The 16,395-nt window shown below is 72.9% G+C and carries 16 protein-coding genes; 7 read left to right on the forward strand and 9 right to left on the reverse strand.

Annotated features, from left to right (window positions below):
* Positions 1-37: 37 nt before the first annotated feature.
* From ACIP94_RS17195 to ACIP94_RS17215, 5 genes are all read right to left on the reverse strand, one after another.
* On the reverse strand, positions 38-235 hold the full coding sequence (locus ACIP94_RS17195) for a hypothetical protein (protein ID WP_402425796.1): 198 nt from the start codon (positions 233-235) through the stop codon (positions 38-40).
* Positions 236-445: 210 nt separating this feature from the next.
* Complete coding sequence (locus ACIP94_RS17200; protein ID WP_402426241.1) at positions 446-1,507, reverse strand: hypothetical protein; 1,062 nt, start codon at positions 1,505-1,507, stop codon at positions 446-448.
* Positions 1,508-1,642: 135 nt separating this feature from the next.
* Positions 1,643-2,326, reverse strand: coding sequence for an LPXTG cell wall anchor domain-containing protein (locus ACIP94_RS17205; RefSeq protein WP_402425798.1), 684 nt, complete (start codon positions 2,324-2,326; stop codon positions 1,643-1,645).
* A 166-nt stretch (positions 2,327-2,492) separates the two neighbouring features.
* Positions 2,493-3,032, reverse strand: coding sequence for an ATP-binding protein (locus ACIP94_RS17210; RefSeq protein ID WP_402425800.1), 540 nt, complete (start codon positions 3,030-3,032; stop codon positions 2,493-2,495).
* A gap of 256 nt (positions 3,033-3,288) precedes the next feature.
* Entirely contained in the window at positions 3,289-3,657 is a 369-nt protein-coding gene (locus ACIP94_RS17215) for an STAS domain-containing protein (RefSeq protein WP_402425802.1), read from the reverse strand.
* 250 nt (positions 3,658-3,907) lie between these two features.
* Here ACIP94_RS17215 and ACIP94_RS17220 point away from each other — a divergent pair, with 250 nt between their 5' ends.
* Together ACIP94_RS17220 and ACIP94_RS17225 are read left to right on the forward strand one after the other, a co-directional pair.
* Positions 3,908-4,843 carry an RNA polymerase sigma factor SigF gene (locus tag ACIP94_RS17220; protein ID WP_402425804.1) on the forward strand — a complete coding sequence of 312 codons (936 nt, stop codon included), beginning with the start codon at positions 3,908-3,910 and terminating at the stop codon, positions 4,841-4,843.
* A gap of 198 nt (positions 4,844-5,041) precedes the next feature.
* Positions 5,042-6,604, forward strand: a complete 1,563-nt coding sequence (locus tag ACIP94_RS17225) for an RICIN domain-containing protein (protein ID WP_402425806.1) — start codon at positions 5,042-5,044, stop codon at positions 6,602-6,604.
* 3 nt (positions 6,605-6,607) lie between these two features.
* Here ACIP94_RS17225 and hutI read toward each other — a convergent pair whose 3' ends face one another.
* The 4 genes from hutI to hutU form a co-directional block, all read right to left on the reverse strand.
* Positions 6,608-7,783: an imidazolonepropionase gene (gene hutI / locus ACIP94_RS17230; protein ID WP_402425808.1), complete on the reverse strand. Its 1,176-nt coding sequence runs from the start codon at positions 7,781-7,783 to the stop codon at positions 6,608-6,610.
* 35 nt (positions 7,784-7,818) lie between these two features.
* Positions 7,819-9,153, reverse strand: a complete 1,335-nt coding sequence (locus ACIP94_RS17235) for a formimidoylglutamate deiminase (protein WP_402425810.1) — start codon at positions 9,151-9,153, stop codon at positions 7,819-7,821.
* Positions 9,150-10,358: an allantoate amidohydrolase gene (locus ACIP94_RS17240; RefSeq protein ID WP_402426243.1), complete on the reverse strand. Its 1,209-nt coding sequence runs from the start codon at positions 10,356-10,358 to the stop codon at positions 9,150-9,152. Before ACIP94_RS17240 ends, ACIP94_RS17235 begins: the two co-directional genes overlap by 4 nt.
* A 68-nt stretch (positions 10,359-10,426) precedes the next feature.
* Entirely contained in the window at positions 10,427-12,091 is a 1,665-nt protein-coding gene (gene hutU / locus ACIP94_RS17245; protein WP_402425812.1) for a urocanate hydratase, read from the reverse strand.
* A gap of 259 nt (positions 12,092-12,350) precedes the next feature.
* Between hutU and ACIP94_RS17250 the strand changes: the two genes are divergently transcribed.
* The 5 genes from ACIP94_RS17250 (at position 12,351) to ACIP94_RS17270 (ending at position 16,395) form a co-directional block, all read left to right on the forward strand.
* Positions 12,351-13,739 (forward strand): diaminopimelate decarboxylase, encoded by a 1,389-nt coding sequence (locus tag ACIP94_RS17250; protein WP_402425814.1) that lies wholly within the window; start codon positions 12,351-12,353, stop codon positions 13,737-13,739.
* Between the two features lie 305 nt (positions 13,740-14,044).
* Positions 14,045-14,443 carry a hypothetical protein gene (locus tag ACIP94_RS17255; RefSeq protein ID WP_402425816.1) on the forward strand — a complete coding sequence of 133 codons (399 nt, stop codon included), beginning with the start codon at positions 14,045-14,047 and terminating at the stop codon, positions 14,441-14,443.
* Positions 14,440-15,444 carry a hypothetical protein gene (locus ACIP94_RS17260; protein WP_402425818.1) on the forward strand — a complete coding sequence of 335 codons (1,005 nt, stop codon included), beginning with the start codon at positions 14,440-14,442 and terminating at the stop codon, positions 15,442-15,444. Before ACIP94_RS17255 ends, ACIP94_RS17260 begins: the two co-directional genes overlap by 4 nt.
* A gap of 40 nt (positions 15,445-15,484) precedes the next feature.
* Positions 15,485-16,003, forward strand: coding sequence for a roadblock/LC7 domain-containing protein (locus tag ACIP94_RS17265; RefSeq protein WP_402425820.1), 519 nt, complete (start codon positions 15,485-15,487; stop codon positions 16,001-16,003).
* Positions 16,004-16,020: 17 nt separating this feature from the next.
* Positions 16,021-16,395: a hypothetical protein gene (locus tag ACIP94_RS17270; RefSeq protein WP_402425822.1), complete on the forward strand. Its 375-nt coding sequence runs from the start codon at positions 16,021-16,023 to the stop codon at positions 16,393-16,395.

Genomic DNA, 16,395 nt, shown 5'->3' on the forward strand with positions numbered 1-16,395 from the left:
ACGGTGCGGCGGCCCTTTTCCGTCCGCCTCGGCCCGGTCAGGCCTTCGTCCCGACCTTCCACGACCGGGTGAAGCTGCTGAAGCCGCACACCACGCTCGGCTTCTCACCCGGCTTCTCCCACGGGCCGAACACGGTCCACGGGATATCGTGCGGGGTGCCCCGGCCCCGGATGACGTCGCAGACGAGGACGAGGGGTGCCGGCCGGCCTTCCTGCCCGATCCCGACTTCGCGCACGTCGACATCGCCTTGGGGCGGCCGAGGTCCGGACGGACCTCGGCCGAGCACTTGTACGTCGTCCCAGCCTCCTAGGCCGGTGCCGCCGCGTGCGGACCCGTCCCCGTTGATCATGAAAGCAGACCAGACGCCGTCTTCTGAGCGCCGCCGTTTGAGGGGCTACAGGCCGCTCTCCCCCGATGTCGAAGAGACGGATCCCGGTCACCCGCGCTACGGGTCGTCCGCCTCCGTCGCACTGCCCGGGTCCGTGTCGGGGGTGAACCAGGGCAGCGCCGCGGCGGGGCTCGGTGCGGGGGCGGGCCGGGAGGTGCGCGGCCTCGGCGGGCGCCGGGCGAGCCCCGGCAGCCGCAGACCACGGTGGCGTGCCGCCCGCGCCTCCGGTGTGCGGGGCCGTACCCGGTCCACGACGGCCATGCCGAGCCGGAACACGGCGGTCGGCACGACCACGCAGGCCAGGATCCAGAAGACGGTGACGCCCCAGGGGCGGCCCACGCCCCACGGCTGCTCGGTGAGGACCCTCCCGCCGTACTCCAGGGAGACCGTGTAGTCGCCGTGGGCGCCCGCCGGCAGATCCACCGGCAGTGCGATGCGTGCCCTGCCGCCGGGCGCGAGGGTGCCGTGCCACTGCCGCTCGTCCCACTGTGGGGCGAACACCCCGCGGGAGGTGCCGACCCGGAAAACCGGGTCCTTCACCGGCGAGGGCCCGGTGTTTGCGACGGTGCACACGAGCGTGCGGGACGCGGGCGCGCCGAACCAGGTCAGCAGCCCGTCGCCACCGTCGAGCCGGGTGCCCGTCAGCACCGACAGGCGTCCGGAGGCGGACCCGGCGGGCAGGGGCTCCACCGCGTGCCCGGCGACCTGGAAGGCGGCGTCGGCGTCCGCCTCGGCCCCGGTGACCGTGGCGGCATGCACCACACAGGGGCACGGTACGGGCGGCTCGGCGACCGGAAGCGTCCGGCGGAACCTCCCCCGTGCGTCGGCGGTGACGGCCCGCCCGTCGGCATTGGCACAGGAACCGGTGCCGCCGGTCACCCCCCGGGACGGCGTGGACTGACCGCAGATCAGGAGCGTGAGCAGGGCCTCGGGCCGCCAGCCGGTGCCGGTCACGGTGATCGAACCGCCCGCTCCGGCCTGGGAGGCGGACACGGCGACGGTCGGGCCGGCGGTGGGCCGGGCGGGCGCCGCGAGGGCCACCGCAGCGAGCGCGAGCACCGCCGCCAGCGCCACCACAGCGAGCGCGAGCACCGCCGCCAGCACCACCGGAGCGAGCATGAGCACCGCTGCCGGGATACACCGCTTCATGTCAACGCTCCCGTCAACCGGGCCTCGCCGCACGGCCCATGCACCGCTCCGGCCGCGGCGGGCGGCGCCCGTGACGTCGTAGGACCGCACCATGGAGCGCTGCGCTCAGTGGCGTGCCGTCTGGCTGCGGCGGGTCAGCCACAGCACCCCGGCCGCGCCGGCCAGCAGGACCGTGCCGCCGAGGGTGCCGAGGGCGATGACGGAGTCGTCGGGGCCGGTCCGCGGAAGCTGTCCGCCCCCGTCCGCGCCGCTCCCGGCGGAGCCGGAGGAGTCGCCGCCCGCGGCGGTGACGTCCAGGCGCAGGGACGGACCCGGGTGGTTGGTGGGCGAGCAGGTGGTCGTCGTGCCGAGCGCCTTGATGGTCAGCACCCCCGCGGTGAAGGTGACCTTGCCGGCCTTCTTCGGGGTGTAGGTGCCACTCAGGTCGTTGACCTTGATGGGGGTGTTCGCGGGGATCGCGGTCTGGTTGGCCGGGCCGGTGACCGTCAGGGTGCCGCTGTCGGCGCCGCCCAGCTCGATGGTGGCGCTCGGGTTCATCGCGCCCTTGCCCAGTTCGACCGGGCTGGAGGAGACGCCCTTCTGCCAGGACATGGTGATCCTGTAGCCGTCACCGCTGCTCACGCCCTTGATGTCGATGGGCGACACGGCGGTCTTGACACCGATCGGCGTCTGGCAGCGGTAGTTGACGTCGACGACATCGGCCCGGGCCGCGGGCGCGGCCAGAAGCACCGCCGAGCCGGCGAGGGCCGCGGCGGACGCGAGGGCGGCGGTTCGCTTGTGGTACGGCACGGTCCCTCATTCCTGACGGCACATCAGATGGGCCGTCAAGGTACGCCCGGGGCCTTGCGGAGGGAAGACACAGAGCACGCCGGATCTGTGGTGATCCGGCGCGTGTGGAGTGAGGCGTTCGTGCCGTAGGGAGAGAGGTTCGAACCGGGGGCGCCCCGTAGCCGGGTCAGGCGGGGGCGCCCAGCTCCGCCCATACGGTCTTGCCCGCCACACCGGTCGTGCGCACGACCCCCCAGTCCAGACAGAGCCGCTGCACGATGAACATGCCATGGCCGCCGGGGCGCCCGGCTCGGTGCGGGGTGCGCGGGGCGGGCTGGCCCGGGCCACGGTCGGCGACCTCGATGCGCAGCACCTTGTTGTCACAGGCGATCCGCAGCTCCTGCGGGCCCTCGGCGTGCAGGCACGCGTTGGTGACGAGTTCGGAGACCACGAGCAGCACATCCTCGGCGGCGGCCCGCTGGTCGGCGGTGGCGGCGGGCAGCCAGCCCCATGCATGGAGCGCCTGGCGCGTGAAGTCGCGCGCAAGCGGGACGACGCCGCTCTGGTCCTCGAAGCTCAGCGTGCGGACCTCCCGGGCCCGGGCCGGCGCCTCCTCGCCGGGTACGCCGGACGGGGCGCCCTCGGCGGGCTCCCGCGCGGACGTTCCGGAAGCGCCGCCGGCCTCGGGTCCGCGGTCGCCCGGCGAGCAGGGCCGGGTGGTGCTCATCAGCGCTTCACCTCACCGATTCACCAGTTCACGATGGAAGTATCAGTACGGGGACGGACGGCGTTCTTGCCGGTTGTTGCTCGTGCTGCGCGCGGGGGCTCTCCTTCTGCGGCCCGCCGGCGGGCCGCCGACATGTTCAGCATGTCTCCTGCCCGACCGGACCGATGGAACACCCATGGATTCGGCCCGAACCTGTGACACCCGTAACGCACCGGTCACAGAGGGGAACCCCGGGTGCGCGCGCCCGCACACCGCGCTACTCGGCCAGGGCCGCGTCCAATGTGTCATGGACTGTGAAGACGGCGTCGGCCCCGGTGATCTCGAACACACGGGCCACCACCGACTGCATCCCGACCAGATGGATACCACCGCCCGCAGCCTCGGCCTTCAGCCGGGCGGCGAGCAGCACATTCAGCCCGGTGGAGTCACAGAACTCCAGCCGTGAGCAATCCACGACCAGGCGCGCGAAGCCCTTGCCGAGGCAGTCCTCGAGCGGCTCACGCAACAAATCGGCGGTGTGGTGATCCAGCTCACCCGCCGGGGTCACGACGGCACTCGTGCCCTCTTGTCGCACCTCGACCAGAAGCCGGCCCGACTGTGCGCTGCCGACCGTCCCGCGGTCCATGCCGTGTCTCTCCCGACGTCGTCGCTGTTGATGGACGCCCTCGAACACTACGCCTTCCTCACGCTTCCCGACACCCGAACAACCCCCTCAAAACGGACATTTCCTAATGAAATGCACTTGCGGGGGGCTACCGAAAGCGGGTAGGGCTAGTAGGGACACCCGTACGACACGGCCGGCTTTGGAGGCGCCGCACACCGCAGTGCACGTACAGGCATCGGCGGCCATATGCCGAGAACGATGGAGGACATTCATGTCACCCCGGCTCGACGCATCGCAGACCCAGAGGGCGACGTCGGCACCCTCTCCGGTACGACCGGACGCATACCCCACAGCCGGCCCCGCACACCACGACGGCGTTCCCGCGCCGCGCGGCCCGGTCGATCTCGGCGGTCTTCCGGAGATCCCCCCGTACGACGAGGTGGGGGCCGTGGACGCACGGGCCCTGTCCAAGACGCTCTTCGAACGGCTGGAGTCGCTCGAGGAGGGCACGCACGAATACGCGTACGTCCGCAACACCCTGGTCGAACTCAACCTGGCCCTGGTGAAGTTCGCCGCCTCCCGCTTCCGCTCCCGCAGCGAGCCGATGGAGGACATCATCCAGGTCGGCACCATCGGCCTGATCAAGGCCATCGACCGATTCGAGCTCAGTCGTGGAGTGGAGTTCCCCACCTTCGCGATGCCGACGATCATCGGCGAGGTCAAGCGGTTCTTCCGTGACACATCGTGGTCCGTGCGCGTTCCGCGACGGCTCCAGGAACTCCGCCTCGATCTGGCGAAGGCCGGCGACGAACTCGCCCAGCAGCTCGACCGCGCGCCCACCGTCACGGAACTGGCGGAGCGCCTCGGCCTGTCCAGAGACGAGGTCGTCGAGGGCATGGCGGCGTCGAACGCCTATACGGCCAGTTCCCTGGACGCACAGCCGGAGGAGGACGACTCCGAGGGCGCGCTCGCCGACCGCATCGGGTACGAGGACCACGAGCTCGAAGGCATCGAGTACGTGGAGTCGTTGAAGCCGCTGATCGCCGAACTGCCGCCCCGCGACCGGCAGATCCTGTCGCTGCGCTTCGTGGCCAACATGACGCAGTCGGAGATCGGCGAGGAGCTGGGCATCTCGCAGATGCATGTGTCGCGCCTGCTGTCCCGGACGCTGGTGCGGCTGCGCAAGGGACTCACGGTCGAGGAGTGAGCGAGGCCGCCCGCGGCACACCCAACCCGGCCTGCCCGGCCGGGGGTTGCCGCGGGGCGGTCCCGGCAGCACACCTTGGGTTACCCGGGGACACCCCTTTCCTCAGGAGTGCTCTTCCACCACTATGGTCACCCACCCAAACTGGCTGGTCCGTCAGGAACACGGCGGACGGCCGTCGGGGCGCGAGGAGGCAGGTGGATGGGCCGGGCCGACGGGACCGACAACGACGTCGAGGCCGCAGGCGGGATGCACGCGGACGCGTCCGATGTGCGGCTCGCCGAATTGCTTCAGGCCGGCACGCCCGACGTCTATCCGGCGTTGCAGGAGGTGCGCGCGCGGCACCGGCCGTCCGTGCTCCGGTACGCCCGGCTGTGCACGACGAGCGAGACGGCGGCACGGCAGCTCGCCGCCCTGGCGTTCACCCTCGCGGCCAGGGAGACGGCACGCGGCAGCGACCCCGGTGTCCCGCTGCGGCACCAACTCCTGCTGCAGACCGCGCGGCTGGCCGCCGCCTGGGCCCGCGACGAGCGGGCGGGCGGCCTCGACCCCGCCTTCCTGGTGGCCCTGGGACCGGCGGGACCCGGCGGCCCCGTCCCGCCGATGCTCGCCGCGTACCAGTCCCTGCCGTCCCGCTCCCAGGGCCTCGTCTGGCACGGGATCGTGGAGGGGGAACCCGAGGACCGCACGGCGGTCTTCCTCGGCCTCACCCGCGAAGACGTCGCCTACGGCACCCGGCAGGCGCTGGCGGCCCTCGGCCGGGCGTCCCTCAGATCCCGCCTGGCCGCCTCCTTCGATCCGCGTTGCGCGGACTTCCGCCGGCTGATCGAGGAGTCCGTACGGCCGGACAACCCGCGCTACAGCAGCGACCTGCACACCCATATGGCGCGCTGCCCGCACTGCACGGCCGCGTTCGAGGAGCTGTCCGCGCTGCGCGACCAGCCGCGCACCACGCTCGCGGAAGGACTGCTGCCGTGGGGCGGCACGGCCTATGTCACCCGCCGCGAGACCGAGCCCCCGGCCGAGCCTCCCGCCGGCCCCCGTGCCGGGACCGCCGGCTGGTCGCACTCCCGCCGGCTGGCCCTGGCCTCGGCGGGCCTCGGCGTGGCCCTCGTCCCCCTGCTCCTCTTCCTGGTCTCCTCGGGCAACTCCGCGGAGCGGCACTCCGTCCAGACCGCCGCGACCGCGGCACCCCCGAGCCCCCCGCCGGTGACGGTGACGGCGACCGTCTCGGCCACCCCGCCGAAGCCGAAGCCCTCCCGGACCTCCGCCTCCCCGTCCCCCTCCACGAGCCCCACGCCGTCGAGGACGGCACATCCGAAACCGTTCCCGAAGCCGACCCCGCGCCCCGCCCCGGCCCACGCGCCGAACGGCACCTTCGCGCAGGTGGTGAACGTCGCCACGGGCCTGTGCCTGGAGGTCGCCGGGGACTTCGACGACGGCACGGACGTGGTCATCGTGCCCTGCACGTCCTCCCCCAGCCAGCGCTGGCGCGTCGACTCCGACCGCGAAGTCCTGCAGTCGTCCGCCGACCCCGACTACTGCCTGGACAGCCGCGGCTCCGTGGACAACGGCCTCGGGATCTGGGAGTGCGACTCGGTCTACGGCCGCAACGGCCGGAACCTCAAGTTCAGCGTGGACGACAACGGTGTGATCAGCCCGGCCATCGACTACGACACCGCGCTCACCGCCGACGACTACGGCCTGTCGCTGTCGCCGCTGACCGGGGACGCGGACCAGCGGTGGCGGGCGGGCGCGACCTGACGGTCAGGCCATCCGGACGCCTCGCCGCCACACACCGGTGACGAGCGGTACGCCCGGCCGGTAGGCCAGGTGGACATGGCTCGGGGCGTCGAGGAGGGCCAGGTCCGCGTACGCGCCCGGGGTGAGGCGGCCGATGTCCGTGCGGCGCAGGGCCTGCGCCCCGCCCGCCGTGGCCGACCAGAGGGCCTCGTCCGGAGTCATCCCCATGTCCCGCACGGCCAGCGCGACACAGAACGGTACGGAGGACGTGAAGGACGAGCCCGGGTTGCAGTCCGTGGACAGGGCCACGGTGACGCCCGCGTCGAGCAGCCGGCGGGCGTCGGGCCATGTCGCGCGGGTGGAGAACTCCGCGCCCGGCAGGAGCGTGGCGACGGTGGTGCTGTTGGCCAGCGCGTCCACGTCGGCGTCCGTGAGATGGGTGCAGTGGTCGGCGCTGGCCGCGTCGAGTTCGACGGCGAGCTGCACGCCGGGGCCGTAGGACAGCTGGTTGGCGTGGATGCGCGGGTGCAGGCCCTTCGCCTTGCCCGCGGTGAGGATCGCGCGGGCCTGGTCGCCGTCGAAGGCGCCCTTCTCGCAGAAGACGTCGATCCACCGGGCGTACGGGGCGCAGGCGTCGAGCATCTCACCGGTGACCAGGGCCACGTAGGCGGCGGGGTCGTCGGCGTAGTCCGGGGAGACGATGTGCGCGCCGAGATAGGTGACCTCCTCCGTGTGCGCGGACGCGATGCGCAGGGCCCGCGCCTCGTCCTGCACGGTCAGGCCGTAGCCGGACTTCGTCTCGAAGGTGGTGGTGCCCTGGCGGAGGGCCTCGGTGAGGTAGCGCACGAGGCCGGCCTCCAGCTCCGCGTCCGTCGCGGCGCGGGTCGCCGCCACGGTCGTGCGGATGCCGCCCGCCGAGTAGCCGCGGCCCGACATACGGGCGTTGAACTCCTCGGTGCGGTCGCCCGCGAAGAGGAGGTGCGAGTGGGAGTCCACGAAGCCGGGGATCACCGCCCGGCCGCCGGCGTCGACCCGGTTGTCAGTGGGGGGTGCTTTGCTGGACTCACCGATCCACGCGACGCGGTCGCCGTCGATGGCGACGGCCGCGTCCCGGATCAGTCCGAGGGGGGACGAGTCACCGAGGGAGGGGTCGTTGGTGACCAGGCTGGCGATGTTGGTGATGACCGTGCTGCTGCTCATGGGTTCCTCGTGGGTGGCCGGGCCGGTGGGGGGCGTCAGGCGCGCAGGGCTTCGACGGCGTCCGCCAGCGCCCGCGGCACATCCGGTACGCGGGTGTGCGCCCCGTCGCGGACGACATGGCGTCCGCCCACGACCGTATGGCGCACATCGGCCGCCGTCGCGGCGAATACGGCCGTCTCGGCGCCCAGCCGCGGCAGCGGTCCGGCGGTCCTGACCGAGTCGAGCGCGATCGTCGTGAAGTCGGCGGGCGCGCCGGCCTCCAGGACGCCCGCGTCCTGCCAGCCGAGCGCCGCGTGCCCGTCGGCGGAGGCGGCCCGCAGCAGCGCCGCCGCCGTCCAGTGGCCGCGGGTGCGGGTGCGCAGCCGCTCGTTCAGCTCCATGGCGCGCGCCTCCTCGAACAGGTCGATGACCGCGTGGCTGTCGGAGCCCAGCGAGAGCGGGGAGCCGGCCTCCTGGAGGGCCACGGCCGGGCCGATGCCGTCCGCGAGGTCCCGCTCGGTGGTCGGGCACATGCAGGTGCCGGTGGAGGTGGAGCCGATCAGCCGGATGTCCTCGTCCGTGAGATGGGTGTTGTGGACGCCGGTGGTGCGCGGCCCGAGGACGCCGTGGTCGGCGAGGAGGCGGGTCGGGGTGCGGCCGTGGGCCTGCCGGCAGGCGTCGTTCTCCGCCGTCTGCTCGGACAGATGGACATGCAGCGGGGCCCGCCGCTCCTCGGCCCACCGCGCCACGGTCGCCAGCTGGTCGGCGGGCACGGCCCGTACGGAGTGGATGGCCGCGCCGATCCGGGCGTGCTCCCGTTCCTTGAGAACTGAACAGCGTTCGGCCCAGGCCTCGGCGGTGCCGTCGGAGAAGCGGCGCTGGTGGGTGTCGGGCGGCTGTCCGAAGCCGGAGGACAGATAGGCGGTGTCGAGGAGGGTGATGCGGATACCGGCCTCGGCGGCGGCGTCGATGAGGGCCTCGCCCATGGCGTTGGGGTCGGCGTACGGGGTGCCGTCCGGGGCGTGGTGGACGTAGTGGAACTCGCCGACGGCGGTGATGCCGGCCAGCGCCATCTCCGCGTACACGGCGCGGGCGAGCGCGTGGTACGTCTCGGGGGTGAGCCGGTCGGCGTATGCGTACATGACCTCGCGCCAGGTCCAGAAGGTGCCGGAGCCGACCTGGACGGTGGAGCGCAGCGCGCGGTGGAAGGCGTGCGAGTGGGCGTTGGCGAGCCCGGGCAGGGTGAGCCCGCGCAGAATCTCGGCGTCGGGCGGCGGGGTGCCGGCACCGGTGCGGACCGAGGCGATACGGCCGTCGGCGACCTCCAGGGCGACGCCCGGCTCGACGACGGGGTCGAGCCAGGCGTGCTCCAGCCAGTACGTCTGCGTCACCTGCGGACCAGCCCTTCGAGTACGTCGGCGAGTGCGGTCACCCCGGCCAGGCAGTCGTCCTCGGTGGCGTACTCGGCCGGGGAGTGGGAGACGCCCGTGGGGTTGCGCACGAACAGCATGGCGGTCGGGATGCTGCCGGAGAGGATTCCGGCGTCGTGTCCGGCACCGGTACCCAGGACGGGGACGGCCAGTCCCGGGTCCCGGTCCCGGCCGAGGATGCGGGCCAGTTCGTCGCGCAGCGCGTGGTCGAACTCCACCACGGGCGTGAAGGACTCACGGACGACGTCGAGTTCGACACCATGGGCGTCCGCGTGCTCCCGGGCCGCCTTCTCGATGCCGGCGACGACGGCGTCGAGGCTCTCCTGGCCGGCGGCCCGCGAGTCGAGCCAGCCGCGCACGAGGGAGGGAATGGCGTTGACGCCGTTCGGCTCGACGGTGATCTTGCCGAAGGTGGCGACGGCACCGGCGAGTGCGGCCTCCCGGCGGGCGGCGAGGACGGCCTCGGCGTACGGCAGCATCGGGTCGCGGCGGTCGGAGAGCCGTGTCGTCCCGGCATGGTTGGCCTCGCCCCGGAAGTCGAACCGCCACCGCCCGTGCGGCCAGATCGCGCTGGCGACGCCCACACGGTCGCCGCTCAGGTCGAGGGCCCTGCCCTGCTCGACATGCAGCTCGACGAACGCGCCGATGCGGCCGAGCCGCTCGGGGTCGTGCCCGATGGCGTCGGGGTCGTGGCCGGCGACCTCCATGGCCCGCGGCAGCGTGACTCCGTCACCGTCGGTGAGCCGGTGCGCCTGCTCGACGGTCAGGTGCCCGGCGGTCAGCCGCGATCCGACGCAGGCGAGCCCGAACCGGGCGCCCTCCTCGTCCCCGAAGTTGACGATGGCGAGGGGCTTCGCGAACTCGACGCCCCGCGCCCGCAGTTCGTCGAAGGCGGCGAAGGAGGACACCACCCCGAGGGGCCCGTCGAAGGCGCCGCCGTCGGGCACGGAGTCCAGATGCGACCCGGTGACCACGGCGTCCCCGGCGGCGGGGTCCCCGTACCAGGCCCACTGGTTCCCGTTCCGGTCCACCTCGTGGACCAGCCCCCGGGCCCGGGCCTGCTCCTCGAACCAGGCCCGGCACTCGGCATCCGCACCGGTCCAGGCGAAGCGCCGGTAGCCGCCGGAGCCGGAGTGGCGGCCGATGGGTTCCAGCTCCCGCCACATCGTGTGGAAGGAGCTGCCGGACCCGGGCCGGGGCGTCCCGGCCCCGTCCCGTCCGGCTGCACCGTGTGTCACGCGTCGTCACCTTCACGCATCGGAACCCGCACGCCCCGCTCCCCGGCCACCGACTCCGCGATGTCGTACCCGGCGTCGACATGCCGGATGACGCCCATGCCAGGGTCGTTGGTGAGCACGCGGCGGATCTTCTCCCCGGCGAGCCGCGTGCCGTCGGCCACCGTCACCTGACCGGCGTGGATGGACCGGCCCATGCCGACCCCGCCGCCGTGGTGGATGGACACCCAGGACGCGCCGGAGGCCACGTTGACCATGGCGTTGAGCAGCGGCCAGTCCGCGATCGCGTCGGAGCCGTCGAGCATCGCCTCGGTCTCGCGGTAGGGAGAGGCGACGGATCCGCAGTCGAGGTGGTCGCGGCCGATGACGATCGGCGCGGCCAGCTCCCCGCTCGCCACCATGTCGTTGAACCGCTCACCGGCCTTGTCCCGCTCGCCGTAGCCGAGCCAGCAGATGCGGGCGGGCAGGCCCTGGAAGTGGACCCGCTCACCGGCCATTTTGATCCAGCGGGCGAGGGACTCGTTCTCGGGGAACAGGTCGAGGATGGCGCGGTCGGTCTTCGCGATGTCGGCCGGGTCGCCGGACAGCGCCGCCCACCGGAAGGGACCCTTGCCCTCGCAGAACAGCGGCCGGATGTAGGCGGGCACGAAGCCGGGGAAGGCGAAGGCGCGGTCGTATCCGGCCAGTTGGGCCTCGCCGCGGATCGAGTTGCCGTAGTCGAAGACCTCGGCGCCCGCGTCCATGAAGCCCACCATCGCCTCGACGTGCCTGGCCATGGACTCACGGGCACGGGTGGTGAAGCCGGCCGGGTCCTTGGCGGCGGAGGAGGCCATGTCCTCGAAGGCGACACCGAGCGGCAGGTACGACAGCGGGTCGTGGGCCGAGGTCTGGTCGGTGACGATGTCGATGGGGGCGCCCATGGCGAGCAGCTGCGGGACGAGTTCGGCGGCGTTGCCGAGGACGCCGATGGACAGCGGCTTGCGCTGGTCGCGCGCCTCGACGGCCAGCTGGAGGGCGTGCTCCAGGGAGTCGGCCTTCACATCCAGGTAGCGGTGCTCGATGCGCCGCTCGATGGCGCGCGGGTCGCAGTCGACGCAGATCGCGACGCCGTCGTTCATCGTGACGGCCAGCGGCTGGGCGCCGCCCATGCCGCCGAGTCCGGCGGTCAGGGTGATCGTCCCGGCGAGGGTGCCGTCGAACTTCTTGGCGGCGACGGCGGCGAAGGTCTCGTAGGTGCCCTGGAGGATGCCCTGGGTGCCGATGTAGATCCACGAACCGGCGGTCATCTGCCCGTACATGGTCAGGCCGAGGGCCTCCAGACGGCGGAACTCCTCCCAGTTGGCCCAGTCGCCGACGAGGTTGGAGTTGGCGATGAGGACGCGGGGCGCCCACTCGTGGGTCTGCATGACGCCGACGGGCCGGCCGGACTGGACGAGCATCGTCTCGTCCTGCTTGAGAGTCCTCAGCGTGCGGACCATCGCGTCGAAGGAGCGCCAGTCGCGTGCGGCCTTGCCGGTGCCGCCGTAGACGACCAGCTTGTCGGGATGCTCGGCGACCTCGGGGTCGAGGTTGTTCTGCAGCATCCGCAGGGCGGCTTCCTGCTGCCATCCCAGGGCGCTCGGTTCCGTGCCGCGGGGCGCTCGGACGGGGCGGGGTCCTGACATGGTCTGCCTCCTGGTGGACGGCCGACGCGGCCCGGGGGGGGCGCGCGGGGACTGTTGCAGCGGTTATTCACATCCTCGCTTCATGAATAGAACTAGTCAATACGTTCTTGCGCCAGCACCGAGGCGGCCGGGATGTTTGGCTGGAGACAGAGCCGCGGCGCCGGGACGCTCTAGCCGCAGGCAGGGCCGCGGGCGGCGACACGGGGGAACGGGGGGCGCGGTGAACATGAGGCACGGCGGGACGGGGGACGCGGTGAATATGAGGCACAGTGGGACGGAACGGAAAAGCCACCGAAACGGGGACGGGCGCCCCGACGACGCCGAGCGGGTGACGCGCCGGGACGAGGCCGTGCGCTGCGCCGTCGAGCAGGGACTGCTGGGGCCGGACACACCCCTCGTCGGCCTGCTGGACGTCGTCGGCATCCGGGACTCGGCGGCCGCGCTGCGGGCGGCCTTCGACGCGGTGGCCGCGCCCGGCACGGCGGTGCTGCACGCCTTCGCGGTGAAGGCGGCCCCGCTCGTCCCGGTGCTGCGGCTGCTGCGGGAGGCGGGCCTCGGCGCGGAGGTGGCGAGCCCCGGGGAGCTGGCACTGGCCCGCGCGGCCGGAGTCGAGCCGGCGTGGACGGTGCTGGACTCGCCCGCCAAGACGACGGCGGAGCTGCGCGAGGCGTTGGCGCTGGGCATCGCCGTGAACGTGGACAACCCCCAGGAGCTGGACCGGATCGATGCCCTGGTCCGGGAGAGGACGACATCCTCCCCGCTCGGGATGCGGGTGAACCCACAGGTCGGCGCCGGTGCGATCGACGCGCTGTCCACGGCGACCGCCACCTCCAAGTTCGGGGTCGCGCTCCGGGACGAGGGGGCGCGCGAGTGGCTGATCCGCGCCTATGCCGACCGGCCCTGGCTGACCCGACTGCACGCGCACTCCGGCTCCCAGGGGGTGCCGCTGTCCCTGATGGCGCGGGGGATCGCGGAGAGCTACGCGCTCGCCGAGGAGATCAACCGGCGGATCGGCCGCCGCCAGATCGACACGATCGACATCGGCGGCGGCCTGCCGGTCAACTTCGCGTCGGACCTGACGACACCGACGTACGCGCAGTACGCACGGCTGCTGGCGGAGGCGGTGCCGGGACTGTTCGACGGGCGGTACGGACTGGTCACGGAGTTCGGGCGGTCGCTGCTGGCCAAGCACGGAACCGTGGTGGCGCGGGTGGAGTACGCCAAGCGTGCCGGCGGCCGGGCCGTGGCGATCACCCACGCGGGCGTGCAGGTCGCGACCCGCACGGTGTATGCGCCGGGGGCCTGGCCGCTGCGGATCGCGGCGTACGACGCCAAGGGGCACCCCAAACAGGGGCCCGCCGTGGTGCAGGACGTGGCGGGTCCGGCGTGCTTCGCGGGCGACATGCTGGCCGTGGCGCACCCGCTGCCGCTGCTGGAGCAGGGCGACCACGTGGCGGCCCTGGACACCGGGGCCTACTACTTCGCGCACCACTACGCGTACAACTCCCTCGCCCGGCCCGGGGTGTACGGGTATGCGCCGGGCGAGGGCGGAGGAATGCGGTTCGCGGTCGTACGGGATCCGCAGACCCTCGAGGAGATCGTCGCCGAGTCGGGCGAGGGGCGCGTAGGGGCACTGACGGAGCTGTGAGGAAGGCGCGCGCTCCGGGGCGGCACCCCCTCGGTGCGCGCCGCGCGCATATCCGCAGGGCGGGGCTCGGGTGCGCGCCGCGCGCATATCCGCAGGTCGGGGCTCGGGTGCGCGCCGCGCGCATATCCGCAGGGCGGCGTAGGGATACCCCACCCGTCTCAACCGCCCCGTGCACAAGGTCAGTTGACCTACCTTAGCGATCCCGCGCATGTTCCACCGGAAAATGCCAGAAGCCTCACCCCTCGCGCACACGTTGCGTAGCGTCAGTGTGACTCAGCCGTACCCGAGGCGGGAGGGGAGCCACGGTGCCCGGAATCGACGAGTGCCTGCTGGAAGCCATGCGACTGCCCGGTGCCCGGGGCGCCGCGGTGGTCGACTGGACCAGCGGGCTCGCGCTGGGCACGGTCGGGGATGCGCCCGGCGGTGACCACGAGACGACCGCGGCGGAGGCCGCGGAGCTGGCCCGGCTGGCCGCCGAACACCGCGCGTTCGCCCCGGAGGAGGACGCCGACTGGTCCGACGACGCGTGCCCCGTCGAGGACCTGATCATCGCCAACCGGGACAGCTACCACCTGCTGCGGTTCGTCCCGACGACATTCGACAGCAGCGTCTTCCTGCATCTGTGGCTGGCCCGCTCGGAAGGCAACCTCGCCCTCGCCCGCATCCGGCTCGGCGAGATGGCCGGGCGGCTGGTGCTGGGATGACGATGGTCGCGACTCCTCCGCCCCCGCTGCCCGTGCGGCAGCGCACGCAGAACCCGAGCGGCGGCCTGTCCCCCATGCTCGGCAGGCTCGCCGTCGAACGGGCCACCGGAGTGCTGATGCGCGAGGGCGGACTGCTCCATCTGGTCGACGGCCAGGTGGTCTACGCCGAGAGCCCGGCGACCCCCGGCCTCGACGTCCTGCTCGTCGCGCACGGCGCGCTCGACGAGGACGGCTGGCGGGAGGCGGTCGCCGAGGCGGCGACACAACGGCGGGTGGGACGGTTCCTGGTCGACAGCGGCCGGATCAGCGAGGGCGCCCTGGAGCTATGCCATCTGGGGGCGCTCTACGACGCGGCGTACTTCGTCCTGGGGCCGAGCAGCGCCCCCGCCCGCTTCCGCTACGGCGACGCGCACTGGCTGGGCCCCGTGCACCCGGTGCCGGTGGCCGGGGTGGAACGCGAGACGCTGCGCCGCCGCGAACTCCTGCACCGCATCTGGCCCGACCCGGCCATCGACGAGGCCCCGCTCGTGCGCACCGACCGCCCGGCCGGACCGGCGATCACCCCCCGGCAGGGGGAGGTGCTCGACCTGATCGACGGCGTGCGCACTACGGCGGACATCTCCCGGGCTCTGGGCCGCCCGGCGTTCCACACGCTGGTCGACGTACGGCGGCTGGCGGCGGCGGGCGCCGTCATGGCCCTCTCGCGCCCGGCACCCGGCCCGGCACCGGCACCCGGCCCGGCACCGGCACCGGCACCGAGCCTCCCGGATCTGGCCCCGGGTCTGGCCCCGAGCCCGGTTCCGGCTCCCGCCCCCCTTCCGGCTCCTGGCCCTCTGCCGGCCGCCGGCCAGGCAGCGGGACCGGGCCCGCTGCCTCCCGCGCAGGTGCCGTCGCCCGTGCAGGAGACCGCAAGGCCCGGGCCCGCCGACGTGCTGCCGCCGTTCGCCGACCCCCACATCACGTTGCTGAAGAGGCTGAGGGATGCGCTGGAGGCCCTTTGACAGGCTCGAACGCCAACGCCCCGCCGAGAGGAGACCCCTGATGGACGCGGAGCCCGAGGTCCTCGACGAACTCCGGCGCCTGAGAACCCGGATCCCCCAGCTGACCGGTGCCCTCGCCGCCAGCGTCGACGGACTCGTCCTCGCCGAGGACACCGCCGGCGTCGAACCGGAGGGCGTCGCCGCGCTCACCGCCGCCGCGCTGGGCGTCGCCGTACGGCTGGCGGAGGCGACGGAGCAGGGCGACTTCCGCGAACTGCTCGTCCGCGGCGTCCACGGCTATGTCGCGACCTACGCGGCCGGCCGCAGCGCCGTACTCACGCTGCTCGCCCAGGACCGCGTCAACGTCGGCCGGCTGCATCTGGAGGGCCGGCGCGCGAGCAGCCGGATCGGCGAGCTGATCGATGAGGCCGCCCTGCGGGCCGAGCCGTCGCCGCAGGCCCGTACCGCCAGGACCCCCACCACTGCCACCGCCAGGTCCGCCCCCTTGCGGACCCGCACCGCGCGCACCCCCGCGAGCCCACGTTCGGCCGCGAACGCGCGCACCACCACGGAAAGTTGAAAGGACACACTCCGAAAATGGCCAACACCGAAACCACGCTGAAAGAAGCACTCGCCGCCATCGAGGGCGCGACCGGGGCCGCCCTGGTCGACTACACCAGCGGCATGGCGCTGGGCACGATGGGCGGCAGCAAGAGCTTCGACCTCACGGTCGCGGCCGCCGGCAACACCGATGTCGTCCGGGCCAAGCTGCGCACCATGGAGCACCTCGGGCTCAAGGGACAGATCGAGGACATCCTGATCACCCTGAGCGACCAGTACCACCTGATCCGGTTGCTCACCGGCCGAGGCGGCAACGGCCTGTTCCTCTATCTCGTCCTCGACGCCAAGCGCGCCAATCTGGCGATGGCCCGCCACCAGCTGAAGAAGATCGAGGAGGACCTGGAGGTCTGA

The organism is Streptomyces sp. NPDC093261 (assembly GCF_044753645.1).
Lineage (GTDB): Bacteria > Actinomycetota > Actinomycetes > Streptomycetales > Streptomycetaceae > Streptomyces.